The following is a 21266-nucleotide window of genomic DNA, read 5'->3' as shown; positions in this document are numbered from 1 at the left end:
CAATAACTTTATTAATATGACCAAAAAAACAGATCAGGAATATAAAAACACATTAAGCGATATTCAATATCGAGTAACGCGCGAGGCGGCAACAGAAAGACCATTTACTGGTGAGTTCTGGGATCATTGGACTGCTGGCCAATATCGGTGCATCTGCTGTGACACACCGCTTTTTGAATCATCCACCAAGTTTGATGCCGGTTGCGGTTGGCCAAGCTATAACGCGCCAGACAGCAATAAAGTGATTACCGAAATTCGGGATGTAACGCACGGCATGATTCGCACTGAAGTCCGCTGCACCCAGTGTGATGCACATCTAGGCCACGTATTTAATGATGGCCCTCAGCCCACGGGACTTCGCTATTGCATCAACTCTGCATCTTTAAAATTCGAACCCTCTGATAATGCAGTCCCTAAAAAAGCAGAGTAATTTATAAATAGCTGGATAATCTCTTTATGAAATTTTTATTTGACTTATTTCCCATCATTTTATTTTTTATCGCTTTTAAGTTTGGCGATATTTATACGGCGACTATCGTAGCGATGGTTGCTACTATCGGACAGATACTGTGGGTGTATTACCGTCACCGCAAGATTGATGCCATGCAATGGGTCAGTCTAGTGATGATCCTAGTGTTCGGCAGTCTGACCATTTTTTTGCACGATAAAACCTTCATTCAATTGAAGCCTACTGCCCTCTACTGGCTTTTTGCAGGTGCACTGTTTATAAGCGCTCAATTTTTCCAAAAAAACTGGATTCAAGTTTTAATGGGCAAGCAGATCACTCTGAAGGAGCACAATTCGAAGTCTATTTGGCATCAAGTCAACATGGCTTGGGCAACCTTCTTCTTTTTTATGGGCGCCCTTAATCTCTATATTGCCTTTGAGTACTCAGAAGAAACCTGGGTTAACTTTAAGCTGTTCGGTAGCACGGCATTACTGGTCATTTTTGTGGTCCTACAAGGTGTCTGGCTTACCCGCCATATGGAGGATCCCGCTAAATGAGCATTAACCAAGATCGAATTGCCCTTTTTGAGGCTGATTTAAGGTCGGCATTCCAGCTGACTCAGTTAACAATTGAGGATGAAAGTCATCTTCACGCAGGTCATGCTGGCGCAGCCACTGGTGGAGGGCACTTCAAACTTACCATCAGGGCTGCAGAATTTGAGGGAATGACGAAGGTAGCACGTCATAGGGCTATCTACGCCGCCTTAAATAGACACTTTCCTGTTGCAATCCATGCTCTCACCATCCTGGCATTCACGCCTAGTGAAAGCACTGATTAGGCACAGATTGCTTTAAGATCTCAAATACCTTTACTTATCATTCTCTAAATTATGTTGAACATACGCCAAATTTTGACCATCAGCGCCATTAGCACCACCCTACTCTCATCAGCGGTCTGCGCTCAAAATGCAGCCATCGTGAATGGAAAGGCAATTCCCAAGGCGCAGCTGGATAAATTAGTTCAAAAATCGAACCAATCAGACAACCCGCAAGTACGAGAGCAGGCTAGAGAAATGCTAGTAACGCGTGAGCTCATTTTGCAAGAAGCCAATAATCGTGGCATCACGCAAAAGGAATCTGTGCGTGAGCAGCTTGAGCAGTCCAAGATGGGTGTTTTGATTGCCGCTGTTTTTGAAGATTACTTAGAAAGAGAAGGCGTTGCCGAAGCTGAACTCAAGGCTGCTTATGAACAAGTGAAGGGTCAATACACCGGCAAGGAATATCACGTAGAACATATTTTGGTGGAAAAAGAAGCGGATGCCAAAGCAATCACAGCGCAAATTAAAGCCGGTGGTAACTTTGAGCAAATCGCTAAAGAAAAATCGAAAGATCCTGGCTCAGCACCAAATGGTGGCGATCTTGGTTGGGTAAGTGATAAAGCACTTGTTCCTGAATTCTCCAAGGCAATGGTGCAGCTAAAGAAAGGTCAAGTCACGGATAAACCGGTCAAAACTCAATTCGGTTGGCATATCATCAAGCTGGATGACGTGCGCGATGTCAAGGCGCCGAGTATGGAAGAAATCAAAGACCAATTAAAGCAGATGATCGCATCTGACCAGAATTGGCAAAAAGCCAAATTCTCTGAATTGATGCAAAAGCTACGGGCTAAAGCAAAAATCCAGTAAGGCTGAAGTAGTAGCTCTCTCCAGCCATTAGACCCAGGCGAATACCCTGGGTTTTTTATTGGCTGACGAAAAACACCATTTACCTTTATATTGGATTCATGATGATCCTGCATACCATGCTTAGAGTCGGTAATATGACTCGCTCAATTGATTTCTACACTACAGTTTTAGGGATGAACTTGCTTCGCACTACCGAACGTCCAGAGCAAAAATATTCCCTGGCCTTTGTCGGTTTTGGGAAAGGCAATCTTGACGGGCAATCAGAAATTGAACTCACCTATAACTATGGTACCGAGACTTACGACTTAGGCAATGCCTATGGGCATATTGCAATCCGGGTTAATGATGCCTATGCTGCGTGCGAGAAAATTAAGTCTGCTGGGGGCAATGTCACTCGGGAAGCTGGCCCCGTAATGGGTGGCGACACTATCATCGCCTTTGTTACAGATCCAGACGGATACAAAATTGAATTAATTCAACACTGAACTGCTCTGATTCAGGTGAAACAAAATGCTTTACAACTACGGGTAATTCAAAGGCTTTCAGAAATTGCTGAGGTGGATTGGAATACCCTGCTAGCACCTGACGCTGGACCCTTTTTAAGCTATGCCTTTCTGAATACGTTAGAAATTACGGGCTGTGTAGGTGGTAATACCGGCTGGCAAGTGGCTCACTTACTCGTTGAGGACTCAGAATCCAGGCTGTTGGGAGCAATGCCTCTTTATTTGAAGCAGCACTCCTACGGGGAGTTTGTATTTGATTGGGCTTGGGCTCAAGCGTATGAACAGAACAATCTGCCTTACTATCCAAAGGCGTTGTCTGCCATTCCCTTTACTCCGGTCCGTGGGCCTAGGCTACTCGTATCAACCATTGTAGACAAACAGATTATTCAAGAAACCTTAGTTGCCGGGTTAAAAACGCTAGTAACTCAAAACCAACTCTCCTCTGCGCATGTCCTTTTCCCAGAAAATGACGAACTGGAGGAGCTGAAGAAACAAGGATTTATGCTGCGTGATTCAGTTCAGTTTCACTGGCGCAATGCTCAATACCAAGATTTTGAGCAATTTCTTGCTGACTTAACGATGAAGCGTCGAAAAAATATTCGGCGAGAACGTGCTGCCGTCGCTAATCACGATATTCGATATCGACACATCCCTGGTTCAATAGCCACAGCAGATGATTGGGCATTCTTTTATCGCTGTTATGAAAATACCTATAAAGAGCATCGCTCTTCTCCATATTTAACGGAAGAATGCATTCAATTACTCGGAGCGGGCATGCCTGAGAATTTCCACCTCATCATTGCCATCCAAAATGAGCGACCCATTGCCTCATCACTGCTCGTGGTTGACCGGCATACATCAACAGCCTATGGACGCTATTGGGGCGCCATTGAGCACATCCCCTGCTTACATTTTGAGTTGGCGTATTACCAGGCAATTGAATATTGCATCAAAGAGCAAATTCAGATATTCGAGGGCGGCGCTCAAGGTGAGCACAAAATGGCTAGGGGATTTTTGCCCACCACATTGCATTCCGCACATTGGATTGCAGATGCCGGCTTTTCTAATGCGGTCAAGCGCTTCTTAGAACGTGAGCATGAAGGCATGGCGGCATACGTAGATGAGCTCGAGCAACACATTCCCTTGAAATCGTCTAAAGTACTGGCATGACCATATCGAATAACAACACGCCAGAGCAAGCTGGAGCCAATTCTTTAGCCGTTGGTGATGATGCCTCTGACTCTCCCTGCATTGGCGTCTGCACTACCCTCTATGACGAAATCTGCCAGGGCTGCGGTCGCACATTAGGTGAAGTGAGTAACTGGGTATTTTTTAGTCAAGAAGAAAAAGATTCTGTCTGGAAACGCATCCGTGCAGATGGCACTGCAATGCGCTTCCAACGTCAAGTCAAAAATACTTAGCCAGCCAGGGCTTGGCTGCGCAAATACTCTTCGTAGGTTCCAGAGTAGTCGGCAATGGTTCCATCCATCTTGACCTCAAGGATGCGATTGGCTAAAGCAGAAACAAATTCGCGGTCATGTGAAACGAAAATCAAAGTACCTTCGTATTTCTCAAGCGCAATCTGTAAGCTCTCAATAGATTCCATATCCATGTGGTTTGTTGGCTCATCCATGGCGAGTACGTTGTGTTTTTGCAGCATCAACTTACCCCAAATCATACGACCCTTCTCACCACCGGAAAGCACCTTTACAGACTTACCAATATCATCCCCAGAAAATAAGAGACGACCTAAGGTGCCGCGGATCACTTGATCGTCATCGCCAGTATTTCGCCACTCATTCATCCAGTCCATCAAGATTTCATCTTTTGCGAACAGTTCGGTATTGTCCTGTGGCATAACGCCGACATTGGCATTCTCCGCCCATTTCACATCACCACTGTCAGCTGGAATGCCACTGAAGCGTTTGCTGAGCAGTGTCTTGAGAAGCGTTGTCTTACCAGCGCCATTTTGACCAATAATTGCAATCTTTTCACCAGCACGAATGCCAATCTTAAAATTCTTGAAAATAGGTCGGTCATAGGCTTTAGTCAATGCATTGCACTCGACTGCCATATTGTGAAGTTTTTTCTCAGAGTCAAAACGAATAAATGGGTTTTGACGTGAAGAGGGTTTAATCTCAGTGATCTCAATTTTCTCCAGCTGTCTTTGACGCGATGTCGCTTGACGTGCCTTAGAAGCATTCGCAGAAAATCGACTGACGAAAGCCTGTAGTTCAGCAATCTTTTCCTTAGCCTTATCGTTTGAGCTTAACTGTTGCGCGCGCGCTTGAACAGAAGCCAACATATAAGAGTCATAGTTACCGGGATAGACCTTTAGTGTTCCAAAGTCCATATCAGCCATATGCGTACACACTTCATTTAAGAAGTGGCGATCATGAGAAATAATCACGATCGTACTTTTGATTTGATTCAGAATATCTTCAAGCCAATGAATCGAATGAATATCCAAGTTGTTGGTTGGCTCATCCAAAAGTAAGACATCTGGATCGGAAAACAAGGCTTGGGCTAAGAGTACGCGCAATTTCCATCCAGGAGCCACATTGCTCATTGGGCCATTGTGTTGCTCAATTGGAATACCGATACCTAACAGCAACTCCCCTGCTTTAGCTTCTGCTGTGTAGCCACCATACTCTGCATAACTTCCTTCGAGCTCAGCAGCCTTCATATAATCTTCATCAGTAGCATCTGGGTTGGCGTAGATGGCATCGCGCTCAGCGGCGGCTTTCCACATCTCTTCATGACCCATCATTACTACATCGAGTACACGTTGATCTTCATAGGCAAATTGATCCTGACGAAGCTTGCCTAAGCGAATCCCTGGGTCCAGACTCACATTGCCGCTGGTGGGTTCAAGCTCACCACCCAAAATCTTCATGAAAGTAGATTTACCGCAGCCATTGGCGCCAATCAAGCCATAGCGATTACCACCGCCAAATTTAACGGAAATATTCTCAAACAAGGGCTTTGCCCCAAACTGCATAGTGATATTGGATGCTGACAACACGGATGGGTTTTTACTTTCTGTTATTCAAATTCTTGGGGGCGGATGCAGCTTTTGCATCAAAGATCCATATTTTAACGGCTTCAGAGGAAAATGCCTCAAATTTGAGCTCGCCACCTAGCAAGACCCCACATATATCAGCAGTCAAGCGGTTTAACGGTGAAAAATGGATAATAGAGTCATTAAGAAACCCGATGACACAAACATGACGGGTTTATGCCTTTTATCAGAAATTTAGGAGTCGTAAAAAATGAGTAAAGCTAGTTTTAATTGGGCAGATCCCCTACTCTTAGATACACAACTGACTGAGGATGAGCGCATGGTGCGCGATGCCGCTGCAGAATATGCTCAGGGTCGCTTAATGCCCCGCATTCACGATGCATTTCGCAATGAAACTACCGACCCCGCCATCTTTCGCGAGATGGGTGAATTAGGCCTTTTAGGCATCACCATTCCCGAAGAATACGGTGGCGCAAACCTCAATTACGTTTCTTATGGGTTAATTGCCCGAGAAATTGAGCGCGTAGACTCTGGTTACCGATCCATGCTGAGTGTTCAATCCTCTCTCGTGATGGTTCCCATTAATGAATTTGGTAGTGAAGCCCAAAAACAGAAATACCTTCCTAAGCTGGCAACCGGCGAATGGATTGGCTGTTTTGGATTGACCGAGCCAAACTATGGTTCAGATGCGGGTGGCATGATCACTAGAGCTAAAAAAGTACCAGGTGGCTTTTCTTTAACTGGTTCGAAGATGTGGATTTCTAATTCCCCAATCGCAGACGTCTTTGTCGTGTGGGCTAAAAATGATGAGGGCTTGATCAGAGGCTTTATTTTAGAAAAAGGCATGAAGGGCTTATCTGCACCCAAGATCAGCGGCAAGATGGGTCTCAGAGCTTCCATCACTGGTGAAATCGTCATGGATGAGGTGTTTGTACCCGCTGAAAATGAATTCCCTGAAATTACTGGCCTCAAAGGTCCGTTTACTTGCTTAAATTCGGCCCGTTACGGTATAGCCTGGGGTACGCTTGGTGCTGCTGAATGGTGCTGGTATGCCGCGCGCCAATATACGATGGATCGCAAGCAATTTGATCGCCCACTGGCTGCAAACCAACTCATCCAGAAGAAATTGGCTGATATGCAAACAGAAATCACACTCGGCCTTCAAGGCGTCTTGCGTTTAGGTCGCATGAAGGATGAAGGTATTGCTGCTCCTGAGATTACCTCGATTATGAAGCGCAACTCCTGTGGCAAGTCTCTAGATGTTGCGCGTCTTGCAAGAGATATGCACGGTGGAAATGGAATCTCGGATGAGTATGGCGTGATCCGTCACATGCTTAATCTTGAAGTTGTTAATACCTATGAAGGAACGCACGATATCCACGCCCTGATTTTGGGTCGTGCTCAAACTGGTATTCAGGCTTTTAGTTAAGTATTTACCTTGGTGATGAGGTTCTTTGCTGCGAGTGCAAAGGCTTCATCGCTATCATCACGAAGTTCTACAAAGTGATCTTCGCGATAGCTGGGAAAATTACGAATAATTGAAGATTGATACGATGGGTCGTAATGCATCACCAGCAGCTCTTCGACCAAACTACCAAACTCACCTGCATCAATTGACGTATGCCATTTGGTAATTTGATCCTTGCCATATCGAGAGGTCAATAAGCCTAACTTTTCTTTAAAGCTTTCGGGATTGGACAAGAAGTGATGATATTCACGCAATAACCAAGCGACGCGTGTGTTGGTACTAGAGCGAAGTTCTATGGATTGGCCCTCACGAATTCGCTCCATTAAGGAATCGGGTATGTGCAATCCCCCCACCTTCTTACTTTCAGATTCAACATACACAATCTTAGAGGGATCGAGAGAATTCAGTGCATTCCAGAGATTGGTTTCAAACCCCTTTTGTGAGGGCTGTTCAATATTCGGCTCATTTCCAAGAACAGACCCACGATGAATTGCTAAACCTTCAAGATCCAAGATCTGCTCACCAAGGGCTCCAATCTCCTGAAGAATTCGAGTCTTTCCGCTACCAGTCATTCCAGCTACAACCTGAAAGGAAAATTGTTTGGCTGCCTGGTCAAGGCCATCAATCACAACACGCCGGAAGCCTTGATAACCACTTTGTAGCTGTAATGCTTTCCAGCCAATACGATTGAGGATATGAGTAAAGGCTCCACTGCGCTCTCCCCCACGCCAACAGTAAACCAGGGGGCGCCACTCTCTTGGAAAGTCGATGAGTGAATTTTCCAAGTGGTAAGCAATGTTGCGAGATACATAGGCAGCGCCCAATTTCTTAGCAGCAAATGGGGAGACTTGTTTATACAAGGTGCCAATCTCAATACGCTCTTCATTATTTAAAACGGGGAGGTTAATGGCGCCAGGAATGTGGTCTAAGGCAAACTCTGCAGGAGAACGAACATCAATGATCGCGCTAAATTCATGTAATGATGAAGACAGCTTCTCCAGGCTCAGTAGGTGTGGATTAATGGGCTGCAAATAGCATCCTAGCTAGAAAAGCGGAATACACAGAAGCATCAGCAACACTTTTCTTCATATCAATCTTTATCAGCCCCTGTTGTCAATCAAGGATTAGCGAACTTGCTGAGCCAGATGATATAGGTTGGTAGAGCGAGCACCCGAACGACAGAAAGCTAAAATTGGCCCAGGCATAGTTTTAAGTAAGTGCGCCATTTCAACGACTTGATCAGGTGTGAGTGCCCCAGAGACTACCGGCAAAAAGGCGTAGTTCAAGCCAAGTGCTAATGCTTGCGCCTGTATTTGAGCGCTAGTAGGCTGATCAGGGCCGCCTTCAAAATCAGGGCGATTATTAATTACGCTTTTATAACCTTGTTCGACAATCTCAGCTAAATGGCTTGGGCCAATCTGACCCAGGGTACCGAATTGATCGGTGTGGCAAGCAATAGGAAGACTCATCTGAACCTCAAAATGTAAAAAGAATTTAAAAGCTATGGCTGAGATTTTAAATCAGACTAAATTTTTGTGACCTGTAAAGAAGCGGTTGCATAAAGCCATACCAGCTAACATAGCCAATACAAAAATAAGCGCTTTCAGATGGCCGGCTCCAAGAGCAACAATTGCAGGGCCTGGGCAGAAACCAGCAATACCCCACCCAGCACCAAAAATCAGACTACCAATCACGAGGGGCCTAGAAACAGCTGTTCTTGTCGGAATATGGAGGGCGCCACCGAAGAAGGCTTTAGAGCGCTTAGAGACCAAATAAAAGCCGCCAAGACCAACAACAATCGCTCCGACCATGACAAATATCAAGGATGGATCCCAGGCGCCAGTGATATCCAAAAAACTCAGGACCTTCTCTGGATTGCTCATCCCGGAGATGATGAGGCCAAGTCCAAATAAGACGCCAATCAGATATTGACTATAAAACTGGAAATGTCTTCTCATGATTTAAAAACCCAATATATGGCGAGTCACAAACACCATTAAAAAACCAGCGCTCATGAAACATGCAGTTGCAACTAAAGATCTTGGGGATAGACGAGATAAGCCACATATACCATGACCACTAGTACAGCCTGAACCGTATTGCGCCCCAAATCCCACCAACAAGCCAGCAACAATAATGACCATCCAATCAGCATCAATAACAGTTACTGTATGAAGGTCAAATAACAAGCTTGCCCAAAACGGTGCACTTAGCAATCCCAATAAAATACTGAGGCGCCAATGGACATCACCCTCTTTTGGTGAAAGCAAGCCAGATACGATTCCGCTAATACCTAAAATACGGCCATGCAAAATGACAAATAATGCTGCCGCAATTCCCAGTAATATCCCGCCAAAAAATGCGGGGCCTGGAGTAAAAGCTAACCAATTAATCTGCATATTATTTGATCCATCCGAATAACTAACTACAGGGTTTTAGGGCAAGGCGTGCTTGAAGGTAATGCAATGCTAAATAGGCGCCAACAAAAAAGCCGATTATTGCCAAAAAGGAGCTGATAGCGAGGGTGGAGATACCACTTAAACCTTGACCAAAAGTACAGCCCAAAGCAGCTATACCTCCAAAGCCCATGAACGATGCGCCCACCAGGTGGTTGGCGGTATCCTCAACACTCGAAAAGGACTCCCATCGAAAAGTTCTAGCTTGGATTGCGTATAGCGCAGAACCCAAGGTCAAACCCAAAACAGCAACGATGCCGATGGTAAGAACTCTGGAAGCATCGCTATAAAACATCAACCAATCAATAGCATATGCATATGGACCAACAAAGGAAAGACTTTCCATCTTCCCGGAATTGGTTAGTAAGAAAGCTTCTTGTAGAGTGTTTGGATCTTCCTGAATATAGCCAAGATACCCAGAGATAAGCCACATCAAACTAATCGAAAAACCAACAGTTAAACCTGCCAAAAGGTTATTGAAAGTCCAGAATGATTTACTGAGCAATGCAAATAAGATGAGTCCGCCACCAATTAGCAAGCCTAAGGACAAGTGCATTACAGGACGACTCACTTCAAACGTAGAAGATAAAACACTCGGTAAGTCCTGCGGCCCTGATAAGGTAAAGAAGACTGAATCCAAGAAATCAACACGAATTACACCTAAAAATCCCCGCAGGGTCATATAGGCTACTAAGCTCATCACAATAAAAACTACCAAAGATTTTAGATTGCCCCCACCAATACGAATCAGTGTTTTTGCTCCGCAGCCTGATGCGAGAACCATGCCACATCCAAATAGAATACTACCCAACAATACAGACAGATACATCACCTTAGCGTTGGCATAGATAGACTTTGTGGAATCAATAATTCCTAAGCCAGAAAAAATTGACACGCTAATGATTGATATGCCAATTGCTAGAGCCCATTGCCTAATTCTGTCTAGGCGTGATATTAAAAAAATATCAGCTATCGCCCCCATGGTGCAAAAGCCAGTCCTTTGTAATACTGCACCCAGCAACATGGTGAGGCCAAGAGTAGCGAATAAAATAAAGTGCTCGGGGGTCATCTCGTTTAATCTCTCGGAATTAGTGCATTCAATCTAAATGCCTTAAGCAGCAGGAAACTCATCAGTCCGTTTATCACCGCGATTGTCGGTCCAGCTTACTGAGATTTTGTCACTCTTGCTGCCCTTGTACTTGAAGTTAAGAAAAGGATCTTTGGAAACTGCAGCGCCAAAGTTGGCAGAAAAAACCTCTTTACCTTGTGCCTTAACTATGACGGTATTAATGAACCATGGAGGTATATTTTTTCCATCAGTACCCTTTCTCTGGCCTGATTCCATATCATGCTTCATCAAAATTCGCACATCAACGATGCCATCAGTCTCGCTGATACGCATTTTAGATGGTTCACCCATAAATTATTCCGCTCCCTATCCGCAGCCGCCAAGAGTTACCTTAACTGCAGTGCTTGTCATAAACCACTTGTTTGATGATTGAGCCAAAAGAATGACATTTGATGACTGCGCCATCTTGACATTCATTCTTACGAATGGCTCGGTTCCTTGGGGTATGAAGAGTTGTGCTGCAAGAACACTTGGATTCTTATCCACCAGGATTGCAAATTGCTGCACTCTTATTTTTGACTGAGCAATAATTGGGACAACAGCACTTGTCTCAACCAAATCCGGCACTTTCAACACAATATCATTTGAGTTTTCGGGGGAAAGAACGCCGAGTGACTTCAACACTTCTTCAACTGTTTTGGCATTAAAGGCAGCGGTATTCCATTCTGCAGCTTGGGCGGGAGTAATCATACCAATCGATGCCAATGCACTAAATAACACTGAAGACTTGATAATATTTCGACGATTACGATCCATGGGATATTTTTCTGTAAAACGCTTTATTTGGTCACATGTAGATTATTCAATCTTGTATGATTTTACAGGTGTATTAAGATTACTGGGGCGTCAATTACCAGCATAATGTGCCAATAACTCAATAACTTACCTGAATAAATTTGCTAGATTACGGCCCCATCACCCTATCTTTAAAGCTGGCCTTTTGGACCGTTGCCCTCATTTTGCCCTTTGGAATTTGGGTTGCCCATAAGCTGATTAGCCTACATCGAAGCCGCCCATGGATTGAGGCAGCCTTGGCCTTACCCCTTGTTTTGCCGCCTACAGTTTTGGGCTATTATTTTTTGGTGGGCTTTGGGGGCGAGAGTTTCTTTGGTATTCCCTTGGTTTTCTCCTTCTACGGCATTCTGCTCGCGTCCTTAATAGTGAACCTTCCTTTTGCCATTCAGCCGATTCAGAGAGCATTTGAAGCAATCAATCCTGAAATTAGAGAAGCCGCCCAGGTGAGTGGCTTAAGTCATTGGCAAATATTTCGACTCATTGAGCTACCCTTAGCTTGGCGGGGAATTACTAGCGCTGCCGTTCTCACCTTTGCCCACACTCTTGGTGAATTTGGTGTGGTCCTCATGGTTGGAGGCGCGATACCTGGGGAGACAAAGACGGTTTCAATCTCCATTTATGACAAAGTACAAAGCTTTGATACAGCTGGCGCTGGCGCCCTCTCATTACTTTTACTGGGTACCTCATTAGTAGCCATCGCCATTTCTTATGGACTATTTGGGCGCTCTATTACCGCCAGTCCAAGAGGCAGGGCGTAATGCTAAAGGTAAAACTCAACCAAACTGCTCCAATGCCAATTCAAATAGATTTGGAATGCGCATCCGGCGAGTTACACGCCCTAGTGGGCCCCTCGGGGAGTGGAAAAACCACTGTACTAAGAACTATTGCCGGCCTACGACAGGCTAGCTCTGGAAAAATTGAGTGCGACTCGGAAATTTGGTTTGAGAATCAGGCCTTTAGTAGCTCTAAAAAATCTCTTTCAGCGGCTCAACGCTCTTGCGGATTCTTGTTTCAGCAATACGCCCTTTTCCCTCACCTCAATGCCATAGAAAATGTTTGTATCCCATTGCAAAATTCTGGTTCAAACTCAAACAAGCGAAAAAGTATTGCCCGCGAGTGGTTGGAGCAAATGGGGATCAGTGATTTAGCTGAACGTATGCCGCACCAGTTGTCGGGAGGACAACAGCAACGCGTTGCGCTTGCAAGAGCATTAGCAAGACAACCTAAGGTTCTTTTGCTCGATGAACCCTTCTCTGCTATTGATGCCCCAACAAGACAAAGTCTTTATAAAACATTAGCGGACTTACGTAAGGATTTGAATATTCCTATCCTGCTAGTAACCCATGACTTGAGAGAGGCTGATTTACTAGCTGATCGAATCACTGTGATTGATCAAGGGATTGGCCTACAAACAGCGCCACCAAAGATCCTATTCCAAAAACCACGAAACTCACGCGTGGCCGAGCTAGTTGGAATCAGCAATATGTTTCACGGAGTTTTTGATTCCGGAAAGCTCAGTTGGGATGATTGCGAACATGTATTTAGCGTAACGGATAAGGGGAAGATTCCTCCTAATTCGCGTGTTGCCTGGGTGGTGCCGCAAAGTGGTTTAAGTGTCCATATCAACCCTTCCACGATCAGCGTACAGGCCACAGTGGAAAAGATTAGCAGTCTTGGTCAAATTGCCGTCATACAGTTCAGCATAGCCAATAGTATCAACACCATCGAGTGGGAGGCCTCTTCTGCAGAAGTCAAACGTCTTCAGCTAAAACTTGACAGTCAAATGCATCTCGAGATTGACAGCAGTCAAATTCACATCATGCCGCTGAGGTTAATTAATGATCCTCGAAGATTTCAGGGGTCAACGCTTGCGGGCGCTTAAGCCCAGTAATGCAGACATGCCGGTATGTCTTGCACCTTCAGACAATTCTTTTTCGTAGCAACGTAGATCCAGAATTTCAAAGTCTTTGGTAAGTTCTCGGATCAGCTCTTCTGTATAGAGATGCTCAATCAGTGATGGTCCCCCAGTTTTGTATTCCAACTGCTTGGGTGTATAGCCTTGCAAAATAAATATGCCCTCAGGCTTTAAGACCTGATGTACCTGCTCAAATATTCTAGCCCGCATGGCTGGATCTGCAAACTGGATAAATATGCCGATCACCGCATCATATGTACTGGCTTGCCAATCAAAGCCGTCGGTATCACAAAGACTATATTGAACATTGACCTGGCTATCTCTAGCAAACTGCTTGGCCTTTTCTAAGGCGATATCGGATACATCAAAGCCAGTAACGTGCATTCCCTGCTTAGCAAGCCAAACGCCATTACGCCCTTCTCCATCAGCAATACATAAAACAGAATTTCCCGGCTTTAAATACTGAGAGGATTGTTCAACAAGGTACTCATTTGGTTCTTTGCCGAAGATAAACTCATCTTTATCAAAACGCGCATTCCAAAATTGAGTAGCGTCTGTAAAACTCATCTGATTAGCCTAAAGATAGCGATTCTGCTATTACTTCTTCAAACCACCAATGAGATCATTTTTTAAGTCATTGACATTCTCAAGTCCGACCGCAATACGAACTAAGCCGTCGGTAATACCAGCAGCCTTACGAGCCTCCGGGGTGACACGGCAATGGGTAGTGGTTGCTGGATGCGTAATGGTCGTACGAGTATCACCCAGATTTGCCGTAATCGAACAAAGCTGTGTTTGATTAATCAACTTGAATGCAGCCCGCTTTCCACCCTTAAGTGTGAAGGATAAAATGGCGCCACCGGCTTTTTGTTGGCGCTTGGCTAAGGCATGCTGTGGATGTGACTTGAGCCCAGGGTGATAAACACGCTCGACACCGGGTTGCTTTTCTAACCACTGAGCAATTTCTAAAGCATTCTGACTCTGCTGCTTCATCCGCAGCTCAAGGGTCTCTAACCCCTTGAGGAAAACCCAAGCATTGAATGCTGATAGTGTTGGGCCAGCAGTTCTCACGTAGGGAAAGACTTTGCCCATAATGAAATCATTGCTACCCACAATAGCGCCACCAACAACCCGACCCTGGCCATCTAAATATTTGGTTGCCGAATGAATAATTACATCAGCGCCTAATAGCAAAGGCCTTTGCAATGCGGGTGTGCAAAAGCAGTTGTCAACCGCAAAGAGTGCCTTAGCCTTTTTAGCAATTTTGGAGATCGCCTTAATATCCGCAATCTCAGTTAAGGGATTGGATGGCGTTTCTAAATAGAACAGCTTAGTGTTGTCTTGAGCAGCATTCTGCCAAGCCTTAGTATCAGCCAAATCGACATAGGTAGTAGTGATGCCGAAACGCCCTAAGATATTGCTAAACAGTTGGATAGTTGCACCAAAGACAGAGCGAGAACAAACCACGTGATCACCAGCCTGAAGGTGCGCCATCGCCATCGTCAAAATCGCCGCCATGCCTGAAGAAGTCGCAATACAAGCTTCACCGCCCTCTAGGGCAGCTAGTCGATCCTGAAACATGCTCACAGTAGGATTGGTGAAGCGAGAGTAAATGAAGCCTTGGTCCGCATGTGCAAAACCATCCGCCGCCAACTCCGCACTATCAAAGCAAAAGCTGGAGGTTAAAAACAGGGCTTCCGAGTGTTCTTGATATTCAGCAGTACGACGGGTTCCAGCTCGAACCGCAAGGGTTTCGAGAGCCAGCTTCGAGAAATCAGGTTTTTTGCGGGTTGTTTTACTCTTCATATCGCTATTTTGACACTGAATTGCACATTTGCCTCAGGCAGCAGCGCCTGAGGAAGCCCAACGTTGTTTTTAGTCTTCGGTAGCCAAATGCAAGTGCAACTGCGAACGGGCAAAGTCACTGGAGTCCCGCTGCCGGTCAGCTTTGGCTTCGGAGGTATTGCGGGCAGCCTCAAGGGCATCCAAATAGGATTCATTGATATCGCCGGTAACGTAATGACCATCAAAACAGGAGGCTTCAAAGTGCTGGATATTGGGGTTGATATCTTGTACTGCTTGTTTCATATCCTCGACACTTTGATAGATCAACTGATCTGCGCCAATCATCTTATTAATCTCTTCATCGGTACGGCCATAAGCAACCAGCTCGCTACGGGTTGGCATATCAATGCCATAAACGTTCGGGAATCGTACTGGGGGGGCTGCAGAAGCAAAAATAACCTTCTTGGCGCCAGACTCGCGTGCCATTTGCACGATCTCAAAGGAGGTAGTACCACGAACAATGGAGTCGTCTACGATCAATACAGTCTTGTCCTTGAACTCAATACGCATGGCATTGAGCTTTTGGCGCACGGATTTCTTTCGCACTGCCTGACCGGGCATGATGAATGTTCTACCGATATACCGATTTTTGAAGAAGCCTTCGCGATAATCAACACCTAAGCGTTTAGCGACCTGCATCGCTGCTGGACGACTAGAATCTGGAATCGGCATGACAACATCGATCTCACTAGGAATCGTTTCTTTGCGAATCTTTTCAGCAAGGTAGTCACCCATCCGCATGCGAACGTTATAAACCGTAACACCATCAATGGTGGAATCGGGACGAGCCATATAGACGTATTCAAAGATACAAGGTGTCAAGACAGCATCTGCAACACATTGACGTGAAAAGAAATTGCCATCCAAATCAATGTAGATTGCTTCGCCTGGATTAACGTCACGTACAAAAGTGAAGCCTAAACCATCAAGAGCAACCGACTCAGAGGCAATCATCCATTCTGGTCCTTTTGGCGTATCCATGCGACCAATACATAAAGGGCGAATTCCAAATGGATCGCGGAAGGCTAATAGGCCGTACCCAGCAATCAATGACACAACCGCATAAGAGCCCTTAACACGCTTGGTTACCTGCGTAACGGCGTTAAACATCGCACCTTCGTCTAAGGCAGCGCTATTAGTTTCTTTTTGTAACTCATCTGCCAATACGTTGAGTAAGACTTCAGTATCGGAGCTGGTGTTGATGTGGCGACGATCACGGTAGGCCATTTCTACACGCAAGCTGGGAGCATTGGTGAGGTTGCCATTGTGAGCCAGGATAATTCCGTAAGGAGCGCTCACGTAAAACGGTTGAGCTTCTTCTTCGCTGCTTGCAGAACCAGCAGTCGGGTAGCGAACCTGGCCAATACCAGCACTGCCTACCAAGCTACGCATATTCCGCGTTCTAAACACGTCTCTCACCAAACCATTGGCTTTGTGCATCGTGAATGAATTGCCATTCATCGTAGCCATACCGGCAGCGTCTTGCCCGCGATGTTGCAAGAGCAACAATGCGTCATATATCAGTTGATTCACTGGAGAATGGGAAACTGTTCCAACAACGCCGCACATAAGCTTAGATCCCTATTGTTAATGAAGGTGTTACTTTGGGTGTAATTTTAGGCATTGCATCGCCCAACTGTTTCGCCCAATCCGTTGGCAACCAATCCTTGATTAAACCCGTAGCCATGTCGACTGCAGGTCTTGTGATTGCTTTTTGCCAAGCAACACTCTGAGGAATGGGAGTTAATGCTGCTAAGGTGGCCATGACTACTATTACTAAGGCACCGCGCGCTAAACCAAAAACCAGTCCCAGAAAACGGTCTGTCATGCTCAAACCGGCGGATAGAATAATTTTTTGAATGACGTTACCAACAAGACCGCAAACTATTAATGTCAAGATAAACAAAATAAGGAAGCTGACACCTAAACTCAGAAGTTCATCCATTTGAAAGGTGGATAACCATTCAACGGAAAGATAGCTCGTGTAATGGTAGGCGACCCAAGCGGCAACAAACCAAGATGCAAGCGCTAAAACTTCTTTAAATAGCCCCCTTGAAATACCGACTAAGGCAGATACAAGTAGCACTACTAGGGTGAAGTAATCCACCGTGGTTAACTTCAGGGTGGATAGATATTCCATTAAGGCGCTCCGACCTCAACTAGTCTTGGCGATAGACCCATCGCTTTGACTTTTTTCTCAGCCGCTTCAGCCGCATCCTTATCTGCAAAAGGACCTGCTCTGAGAACAAAGAGCTTTGTGCCATCGGTACCGGTTTTATTGAGCACATAGTTCGGGATCTTTTGATCCTTCATTTTGGCAATCCAACCCTTAGCCCGCTCTTCTGATGCAAATGCACCAATTTGGATGACATATTTACCAGAGGCAGCCTTTTTGGATGGTTCTTCTGACTTTGCAGTAGAACCTGCAATCGCAACAACTTCTTCGCCAGCAGCCAAGCCAAAGGTGCTTGCCTTATTCACTCCAGATGGAATCGATTTGGGATCAATCTTTGTTTCAGACTTTGTTTCGGGAGTAGAGCTCGGGGAAGCAACTGATGACTTCGGCGAGTTAGCCTCTTTATCTATCTGTGGTGCATCGGCAGAAGATTTCGGCTTTTCATCAATTGCAGGTAGTGCACCATTAGGCGCTGGAAGGCTGGTAACAATGTTGATGGCGATATCGTTATTAATAGACTTAGGCTTGTTATCCAAAATTCTTGGAAGTCCAACCACTGCAATCAAAACCAATACTGCTGCACCAATGAGACGATGACGTGCTCGCTGCTGCTCGGGATCTTCAGTCAGGGCAAGCTCTTCATTTTCTTGAGCGCGTTGAAAGCTCCGGGGGGCTGATTGATTTACAGTGCGACGACTCCTCACTGAACCTCGATCAAGGTCTTCAGTCTCAGGGTTTCGCTTAAAAAGCTTCGGTAAACGAATCATGGATCAATGGGCCTGGTTGTTTCGATACGCCATTACGCCGGCAACGGTATAAAAAGAACCGAAAACGACAATTCTATCACCCTCGCCTGCCTTAGAAAGCGCTTTTTGATAGGCGGCAGCAGGATCTGGGAAGCATTCGATACCACCATCCAGCCCATTTTTAATAGATACGCCAAGCTCAACTAGCTTTTCAGATAACGATGCAGCGCTGGCTGCCCGAGGAGTCGGTAAATCAGCACAAAACCAAAAATCGACGCTATCTAGCATGGGCTTTAGGACACCTGCAATATCCTTATCTGCCATTGCGCCAAATACAGCGTAGGTATAGGGGTGATAACCCATTTTTTCTAGGCCTTGGCCAAGCGTAGCTGCTGCATGAGGGTTATGAGCAACATCCAAAACTACCGTTGGTTGGCCTGGGAGTACCTGGAAGCGTCCTGGCAACTCTACCCAAGCAAAACCATTACGAATATCCTGCGCACTCACAGGCAAGCGCTGATGAAGTGCCATTAAGGCAGCAATCACTGCGGAAGCATTAAGAATCTGGTTGGCACCACGTAATGCTGGATAACCTAAGCCGCTGAAACGTTTTTGCCGGCCTGCCCAACCCCATTGCTGCTTATCACCCTGAAAGTTGTAGTCTCGACCTTGAAGCCACAAATCACAACCGAGCTCTTCGGCATGGTCAATTAAGGATTGGGGCGGCACGGGATCGCCACAAATTGCAATCCCAACAGCACGGAAAATTCCGGCTTTTTCACGTCCAATAGCTTCACGCGTACCACCCAAGAAATCTGCATGATCAATATCAATGCTAGTGACGATAGCGCAATCGGTATCGACAATATTGACAGCATCCAAACGACCGCCCATACCTACTTCCAATACAACAGCATCTAAGTTCGCCTTAGAAAACAGATGCATGATAGCCAGAGTAGTGAACTCAAAATAGGTTAAGGTGGGTGCATCTACAAGACTGACTCGTGCATTTTCAACGGCGGCAAAATGCTCTAACAAGAGATGATCTTTCACCTCTTCACCATTAACTCGAGCACGCTCATTGAAGTTGAGTAAATGGGGCGACATATGGCAGCCAACCCTGTAACCCGAGGCTAACAAAATACTCTCGAGGTAGGCACAAGTTGAGCCTTTGCCATTGGTTCCAGCTACTGTAATTACAGGGCAGTCAAAATGAAGACCTAGAGCTTCTTTGACACGGTTAATACGGTCAAGCCCCATATCAATGCCCACAGGGTGAGCAGTTTCAAGGTGACTAAGCCAGGCCGTGAGGCTAGAGAAAAGAATGGGGGGTTGGTGGGCTGAACTCAAGCGCTTTAGACGGCTGCGCTACCCGCAATCGCAGGCTCAGGAAGCTGTTGGAGTAAAGCCAACAGACGGGCTATCTCACCACGCATTTGACGACGATCAACAATCATATCGATACCACCCTTTTGCATCAGAAATTCAGAGCGCTGAAAGCCTTCAGGTAATTTCTCACGAACAGTTTGCTCAATTACCCTTGGACCTGCAAATCCAATTAAGGCTTTTGGCTCAGCCATCACCACATCGCCCATAAAGGCAAAGCTAGCAGAAATTCCGCCCATCGTTGGATCAGTTAAAACGCTGATGTAAGGCAAACCTTTTTTGGAGAGCAAGGTCAACATCGAATTGGTTTTTGCCATCTGAAAAAGAGATAGTAAGCTTTCTTGCATACGTGCACCGCCAGTGGCAGTCACACAAATAAAGGCACATTTTTTAGCAATTGCTTCCTGCACACCACGGGCAAAACGCTCTCCAACAACAGAGCCCATAGAGCCACCCATAAATTGAAACTCAAAACAAGCCGTGACAACTGGAATACTTTCAATTTTGCCGCCAAGAACAATTAATGCCTCAGATTCGCCTGAAGCATCATTTGCTTCCTTAAGACGATCAGGATACTTTTTTGAGTCTTTAAACTTGAGTGGATCAATAGGAAAAATGTCTGCGCCAACTTCATAACGACCCTTAGGATCCAGTAGGCTATCTAGTCGCTGACGCGCACCAATGCGCATGTGGTGGTTGCATTTTGGGCAAACAGAAAGATTGGCCTCGATATCAGTACTGTAAAGAACAGTTTCACAGCTAGGGCACTTAACCCATAGACCTTCAGGAACGGATTTGCGATTTGCGGGATCCGTGTGTTGGATTTGCGGGGGTAGTAATTTGTCGATCCAGCTCATCAGTTTTTAACTATCCAGTGCATTAACTATCTAAAGCGACGCGTATTTCTCGTATGAAGTCTTCAAGCGATTGTACTGCCTGGGCAGGTGGTGCATCCTCTAAAAGACGAATAATTCGACTGCCAATAACAACTGCGTCAGCTGTTTTAGATACTGCACGAGCACTTTCTGCGTCATTAATGCCAAAACCTACTGCAATCGGAATTGCGCTCGCTTCACGGATTTTTGGAATATTACTAGCAACATCCTGAGTATTGAGATGGGAGGCTCCCGTAACTCCTCGCATCGAGACGTAGTAAATATAACCAGAGGCGATTTTGGCAGCCTCGTTAATACGTTCTGATGATGATGTTGGAGCCAATAAAAAGATTGGATCTACACCAGCCAAACGCATCTGGGACGCAAAATCAACACACTCTTCGGGTGGGTAATCTACGATTAATACACCGTCCACACCAGCAGCCTTAGCTTCAGTTGCAAAGCGCTCTGCCCCCATCTGTTCAACTGGATTGGCATAGCCCATCAACACTACGGGAGTATCAGCATTTGTCTTGCGAAACTCTTTCACCATATCCAAACAGCCACGCAATGTAACGCCTTGAGTTAATGCTCTTTCAGATGAGCGCTGAATGACAGGTCCATCGGCCATCGGATCTGAAAAAGGAACGCCAAGCTCAATCACGTTAGCGCCACCGCGCACTAATGCATGCATTAAATCAACAGTGAGTGATGGTGACGGATCACCTGCAGTAATAAAGGGAATCAGCCCTTTTTTACCTGAAGCTTTTAAATCATTAAAGAGTGCAGTAATTTTTGACATAACAATTCAGAATTAA

26 protein-coding genes are annotated in these 21266 nt (G+C 45.6%); 10 read left to right on the top strand and 16 right to left on the bottom strand.

Translation table 11 applies throughout. From position 1 onward, the window contains the following. Positions 1-16 precede the first annotated feature (16 nt). The 7 genes from msrB to DN92_RS05400 all read left to right on the top strand — a co-directional run bounded on the left by msrB (position 17) and on the right by DN92_RS05400 (position 4056). The gene (gene msrB, locus DN92_RS05430; protein ID WP_173960297.1) at positions 17-430 is read left to right on the top strand and encodes a peptide-methionine (R)-S-oxide reductase MsrB; all 414 of its coding nucleotides are present in this window, start codon (positions 17-19) and stop codon (positions 428-430) included. Positions 431-456: 26 nt separating this feature from the next. Continuing rightward, positions 457-1005: a septation protein A gene (locus DN92_RS05425; RefSeq protein ID WP_173960296.1), complete on the top strand. Its 549-nt coding sequence runs from the start codon at positions 457-459 to the stop codon at positions 1003-1005. Then, positions 1002-1286, top strand: a complete 285-nt coding sequence (locus DN92_RS05420) for a BolA family protein (protein ID WP_173960295.1) — start codon at positions 1002-1004, stop codon at positions 1284-1286. Before DN92_RS05425 ends, DN92_RS05420 begins: the two co-directional genes overlap by 4 nt. Positions 1287-1337: 51 nt before the next feature. Next, positions 1338-2132 (top strand): peptidylprolyl isomerase, encoded by a 795-nt coding sequence (locus DN92_RS05415; RefSeq protein WP_217426005.1) that lies wholly within the window; start codon positions 1338-1340, stop codon positions 2130-2132. 98 nt (positions 2133-2230) lie between these two features. Continuing rightward, a complete protein-coding gene (gloA, locus tag DN92_RS05410; RefSeq protein WP_173960294.1) occupies positions 2231-2617 on the top strand; it encodes a lactoylglutathione lyase in 387 nt (128 codons plus the stop codon). A 72-nt stretch (positions 2618-2689) separates the two neighbouring features. Then, positions 2690-3805 carry a GNAT family N-acetyltransferase gene (locus tag DN92_RS05405; protein ID WP_254598256.1) on the top strand — a complete coding sequence of 372 codons (1116 nt, stop codon included), beginning with the start codon at positions 2690-2692 and terminating at the stop codon, positions 3803-3805. Then, positions 3802-4056, top strand: a complete 255-nt coding sequence (locus tag DN92_RS05400) for a DUF1289 domain-containing protein (RefSeq protein WP_173960292.1) — start codon at positions 3802-3804, stop codon at positions 4054-4056. Before DN92_RS05405 ends, DN92_RS05400 begins: the two co-directional genes overlap by 4 nt. Here DN92_RS05400 and DN92_RS05395 read toward each other — a convergent pair. Further along, positions 4053-5660: an ABC-F family ATPase gene (locus DN92_RS05395; protein ID WP_173960291.1), complete on the bottom strand. Its 1608-nt coding sequence runs from the start codon at positions 5658-5660 to the stop codon at positions 4053-4055. The two genes, DN92_RS05400 and DN92_RS05395, sit on opposite strands and share 4 nt — an antisense overlap. A 247-nt stretch (positions 5661-5907) precedes the next feature. Between DN92_RS05395 and DN92_RS05390 the strand changes: the two genes are divergently transcribed. After that, positions 5908-7086 carry an acyl-CoA dehydrogenase gene (locus DN92_RS05390; protein WP_173960290.1) on the top strand — a complete coding sequence of 393 codons (1179 nt, stop codon included), beginning with the start codon at positions 5908-5910 and terminating at the stop codon, positions 7084-7086. Here DN92_RS05390 and mnmH read toward each other — a convergent pair. The 7 genes from mnmH to DN92_RS05355 all read right to left on the bottom strand — a co-directional run bounded on the left by mnmH (position 7083) and on the right by DN92_RS05355 (position 11466). Beyond that, the gene (gene mnmH, locus DN92_RS05385) at positions 7083-8156 is read right to left on the bottom strand and encodes a tRNA 2-selenouridine(34) synthase MnmH (RefSeq protein WP_173960289.1); all 1074 of its coding nucleotides are present in this window, start codon (positions 8154-8156) and stop codon (positions 7083-7085) included. The genes DN92_RS05390 and mnmH overlap by 4 nt on opposite strands. A gap of 93 nt (positions 8157-8249) precedes the next feature. Continuing rightward, positions 8250-8594: a protein tyrosine phosphatase family protein gene (locus DN92_RS05380; protein ID WP_173960288.1), complete on the bottom strand. Its 345-nt coding sequence runs from the start codon at positions 8592-8594 to the stop codon at positions 8250-8252. Positions 8595-8645: 51 nt separating this feature from the next. Continuing rightward, complete coding sequence (locus DN92_RS05375; RefSeq protein WP_173960287.1) at positions 8646-9083, bottom strand: DUF6691 family protein; 438 nt, start codon at positions 9081-9083, stop codon at positions 8646-8648. 3 nt (positions 9084-9086) lie between these two features. Further along, the gene (locus DN92_RS05370) at positions 9087-9524 is read right to left on the bottom strand and encodes a YeeE/YedE family protein (RefSeq protein WP_173960286.1); all 438 of its coding nucleotides are present in this window, start codon (positions 9522-9524) and stop codon (positions 9087-9089) included. Between the two features lie 22 nt (positions 9525-9546). Beyond that, the gene (locus DN92_RS05365; protein WP_173960285.1) at positions 9547-10650 is read right to left on the bottom strand and encodes a YeeE/YedE family protein; all 1104 of its coding nucleotides are present in this window, start codon (positions 10648-10650) and stop codon (positions 9547-9549) included. Between the two features lie 42 nt (positions 10651-10692). Continuing rightward, a complete protein-coding gene (gene soxZ / locus DN92_RS05360; protein ID WP_173960284.1) occupies positions 10693-11001 on the bottom strand; it encodes a thiosulfate oxidation carrier complex protein SoxZ in 309 nt (102 codons plus the stop codon). Between the two features lie 15 nt (positions 11002-11016). Then, on the bottom strand, positions 11017-11466 hold the full coding sequence (locus DN92_RS05355; protein ID WP_173960283.1) for a thiosulfate oxidation carrier protein SoxY: 450 nt from the start codon (positions 11464-11466) through the stop codon (positions 11017-11019). 140 nt (positions 11467-11606) lie between these two features. Here DN92_RS05355 and modB point away from each other — a divergent pair, with 140 nt between their 5' ends. Both modB and DN92_RS05345 read left to right on the top strand, forming a co-directional pair. After that, positions 11607-12263, top strand: a complete 657-nt coding sequence (gene modB / locus DN92_RS05350; RefSeq protein ID WP_173960282.1) for a molybdate ABC transporter permease subunit — start codon at positions 11607-11609, stop codon at positions 12261-12263. A 32-nt stretch (positions 12264-12295) separates the two neighbouring features. Beyond that, on the top strand, positions 12296-13387 hold the full coding sequence (locus tag DN92_RS05345; RefSeq protein ID WP_254598255.1) for an ABC transporter ATP-binding protein: 1092 nt from the start codon (positions 12296-12298) through the stop codon (positions 13385-13387). Here DN92_RS05345 and DN92_RS05340 read toward each other — a convergent pair. From DN92_RS05340 to trpA, 8 genes are all read right to left on the bottom strand, one after another. Further along, positions 13367-13987, bottom strand: a complete 621-nt coding sequence (locus tag DN92_RS05340) for a class I SAM-dependent methyltransferase (protein ID WP_173960280.1) — start codon at positions 13985-13987, stop codon at positions 13367-13369. The genes DN92_RS05345 and DN92_RS05340 overlap by 21 nt on opposite strands. Before the next feature lie 30 nt (positions 13988-14017). Then, a complete protein-coding gene (locus DN92_RS05335; RefSeq protein ID WP_173960279.1) occupies positions 14018-15226 on the bottom strand; it encodes an O-succinylhomoserine sulfhydrylase in 1209 nt (402 codons plus the stop codon). Between the two features lie 69 nt (positions 15227-15295). Beyond that, complete coding sequence (gene purF, locus DN92_RS05330; protein WP_173960278.1) at positions 15296-16834, bottom strand: amidophosphoribosyltransferase; 1539 nt, start codon at positions 16832-16834, stop codon at positions 15296-15298. 4 nt (positions 16835-16838) lie between these two features. Next, positions 16839-17405: a CvpA family protein gene (locus DN92_RS05325; RefSeq protein WP_173960277.1), complete on the bottom strand. Its 567-nt coding sequence runs from the start codon at positions 17403-17405 to the stop codon at positions 16839-16841. Next, positions 17405-18208 carry an SPOR domain-containing protein gene (locus DN92_RS05320; protein ID WP_173960276.1) on the bottom strand — a complete coding sequence of 268 codons (804 nt, stop codon included), beginning with the start codon at positions 18206-18208 and terminating at the stop codon, positions 17405-17407. Before DN92_RS05320 ends, DN92_RS05325 begins: the two co-directional genes overlap by 1 nt. 3 nt (positions 18209-18211) lie before the next feature. Further along, a complete protein-coding gene (folC, locus tag DN92_RS05315; RefSeq protein ID WP_173960275.1) occupies positions 18212-19537 on the bottom strand; it encodes a bifunctional tetrahydrofolate synthase/dihydrofolate synthase in 1326 nt (441 codons plus the stop codon). Positions 19538-19542: 5 nt separating this feature from the next. Then, positions 19543-20430 (bottom strand): acetyl-CoA carboxylase, carboxyltransferase subunit beta, encoded by an 888-nt coding sequence (gene accD / locus DN92_RS05310; protein WP_173960274.1) that lies wholly within the window; start codon positions 20428-20430, stop codon positions 19543-19545. A gap of 22 nt (positions 20431-20452) precedes the next feature. Continuing rightward, positions 20453-21250 carry a tryptophan synthase subunit alpha gene (trpA, locus tag DN92_RS05305; RefSeq protein WP_173960273.1) on the bottom strand — a complete coding sequence of 266 codons (798 nt, stop codon included), beginning with the start codon at positions 21248-21250 and terminating at the stop codon, positions 20453-20455. Between the last annotated feature and the right edge of the window lie 16 nt (positions 21251-21266).

Source organism: Polynucleobacter arcticus (genome assembly GCF_013307205.1).
In the GTDB taxonomy this organism is placed as follows: Bacteria; Pseudomonadota; Gammaproteobacteria; order Burkholderiales; family Burkholderiaceae; genus Polynucleobacter; species Polynucleobacter arcticus.
This window is presented reverse-complemented; position numbering and strand designations above follow the sequence as displayed.

Coding starts and splice junctions, on each gene's coding strand:
- msrB (WP_173960297.1), top strand. CDS start 17: ATGACCAAAAAAACAGATCAGGAATATAAAAACACATTAAGCGATATT.
- DN92_RS05425 (WP_173960296.1), top strand. CDS start 457: ATGAAATTTTTATTTGACTTATTTCCCATCATTTTATTTTTTATCGCT.
- DN92_RS05420 (WP_173960295.1), top strand. CDS start 1,002: ATGAGCATTAACCAAGATCGAATTGCCCTTTTTGAGGCTGATTTAAGG.
- DN92_RS05415 (WP_217426005.1), top strand. CDS start 1,338: ATGTTGAACATACGCCAAATTTTGACCATCAGCGCCATTAGCACCACC.
- gloA (WP_173960294.1), top strand. CDS start 2,231: ATGATGATCCTGCATACCATGCTTAGAGTCGGTAATATGACTCGCTCA.
- DN92_RS05400 (WP_173960292.1), top strand. CDS start 3,802: ATGACCATATCGAATAACAACACGCCAGAGCAAGCTGGAGCCAATTCT.
- DN92_RS05390 (WP_173960290.1), top strand. CDS start 5,908: ATGAGTAAAGCTAGTTTTAATTGGGCAGATCCCCTACTCTTAGATACA.
- DN92_RS05380 (WP_173960288.1), bottom strand. CDS start 8,594: ATGAGTCTTCCTATTGCTTGCCACACCGATCAATTCGGTACCCTGGGT.
- DN92_RS05375 (WP_173960287.1), bottom strand. CDS start 9,083: ATGAGAAGACATTTCCAGTTTTATAGTCAATATCTGATTGGCGTCTTA.
- DN92_RS05370 (WP_173960286.1), bottom strand. CDS start 9,524: ATGCAGATTAATTGGTTAGCTTTTACTCCAGGCCCCGCATTTTTTGGC.
- DN92_RS05365 (WP_173960285.1), bottom strand. CDS start 10,650: ATGACCCCCGAGCACTTTATTTTATTCGCTACTCTTGGCCTCACCATG.
- soxZ (WP_173960284.1), bottom strand. CDS start 11,001: ATGGGTGAACCATCTAAAATGCGTATCAGCGAGACTGATGGCATCGTT.
- DN92_RS05355 (WP_173960283.1), bottom strand. CDS start 11,466: ATGGATCGTAATCGTCGAAATATTATCAAGTCTTCAGTGTTATTTAGT.
- DN92_RS05345 (WP_254598255.1), top strand. CDS start 12,296: ATGCCAATTCAAATAGATTTGGAATGCGCATCCGGCGAGTTACACGCC.
- DN92_RS05340 (WP_173960280.1), bottom strand. CDS start 13,987: ATGAGTTTTACAGACGCTACTCAATTTTGGAATGCGCGTTTTGATAAA.
- DN92_RS05335 (WP_173960279.1), bottom strand. CDS start 15,226: ATGAAGAGTAAAACAACCCGCAAAAAACCTGATTTCTCGAAGCTGGCT.
- purF (WP_173960278.1), bottom strand. CDS start 16,834: ATGTGCGGCGTTGTTGGAACAGTTTCCCATTCTCCAGTGAATCAACTG.
- DN92_RS05325 (WP_173960277.1), bottom strand. CDS start 17,405: ATGGAATATCTATCCACCCTGAAGTTAACCACGGTGGATTACTTCACC.
- DN92_RS05320 (WP_173960276.1), bottom strand. CDS start 18,208: ATGATTCGTTTACCGAAGCTTTTTAAGCGAAACCCTGAGACTGAAGAC.
- accD (WP_173960274.1), bottom strand. CDS start 20,430: ATGAGCTGGATCGACAAATTACTACCCCCGCAAATCCAACACACGGAT.
- trpA (WP_173960273.1), bottom strand. CDS start 21,250: ATGTCAAAAATTACTGCACTCTTTAATGATTTAAAAGCTTCAGGTAAA.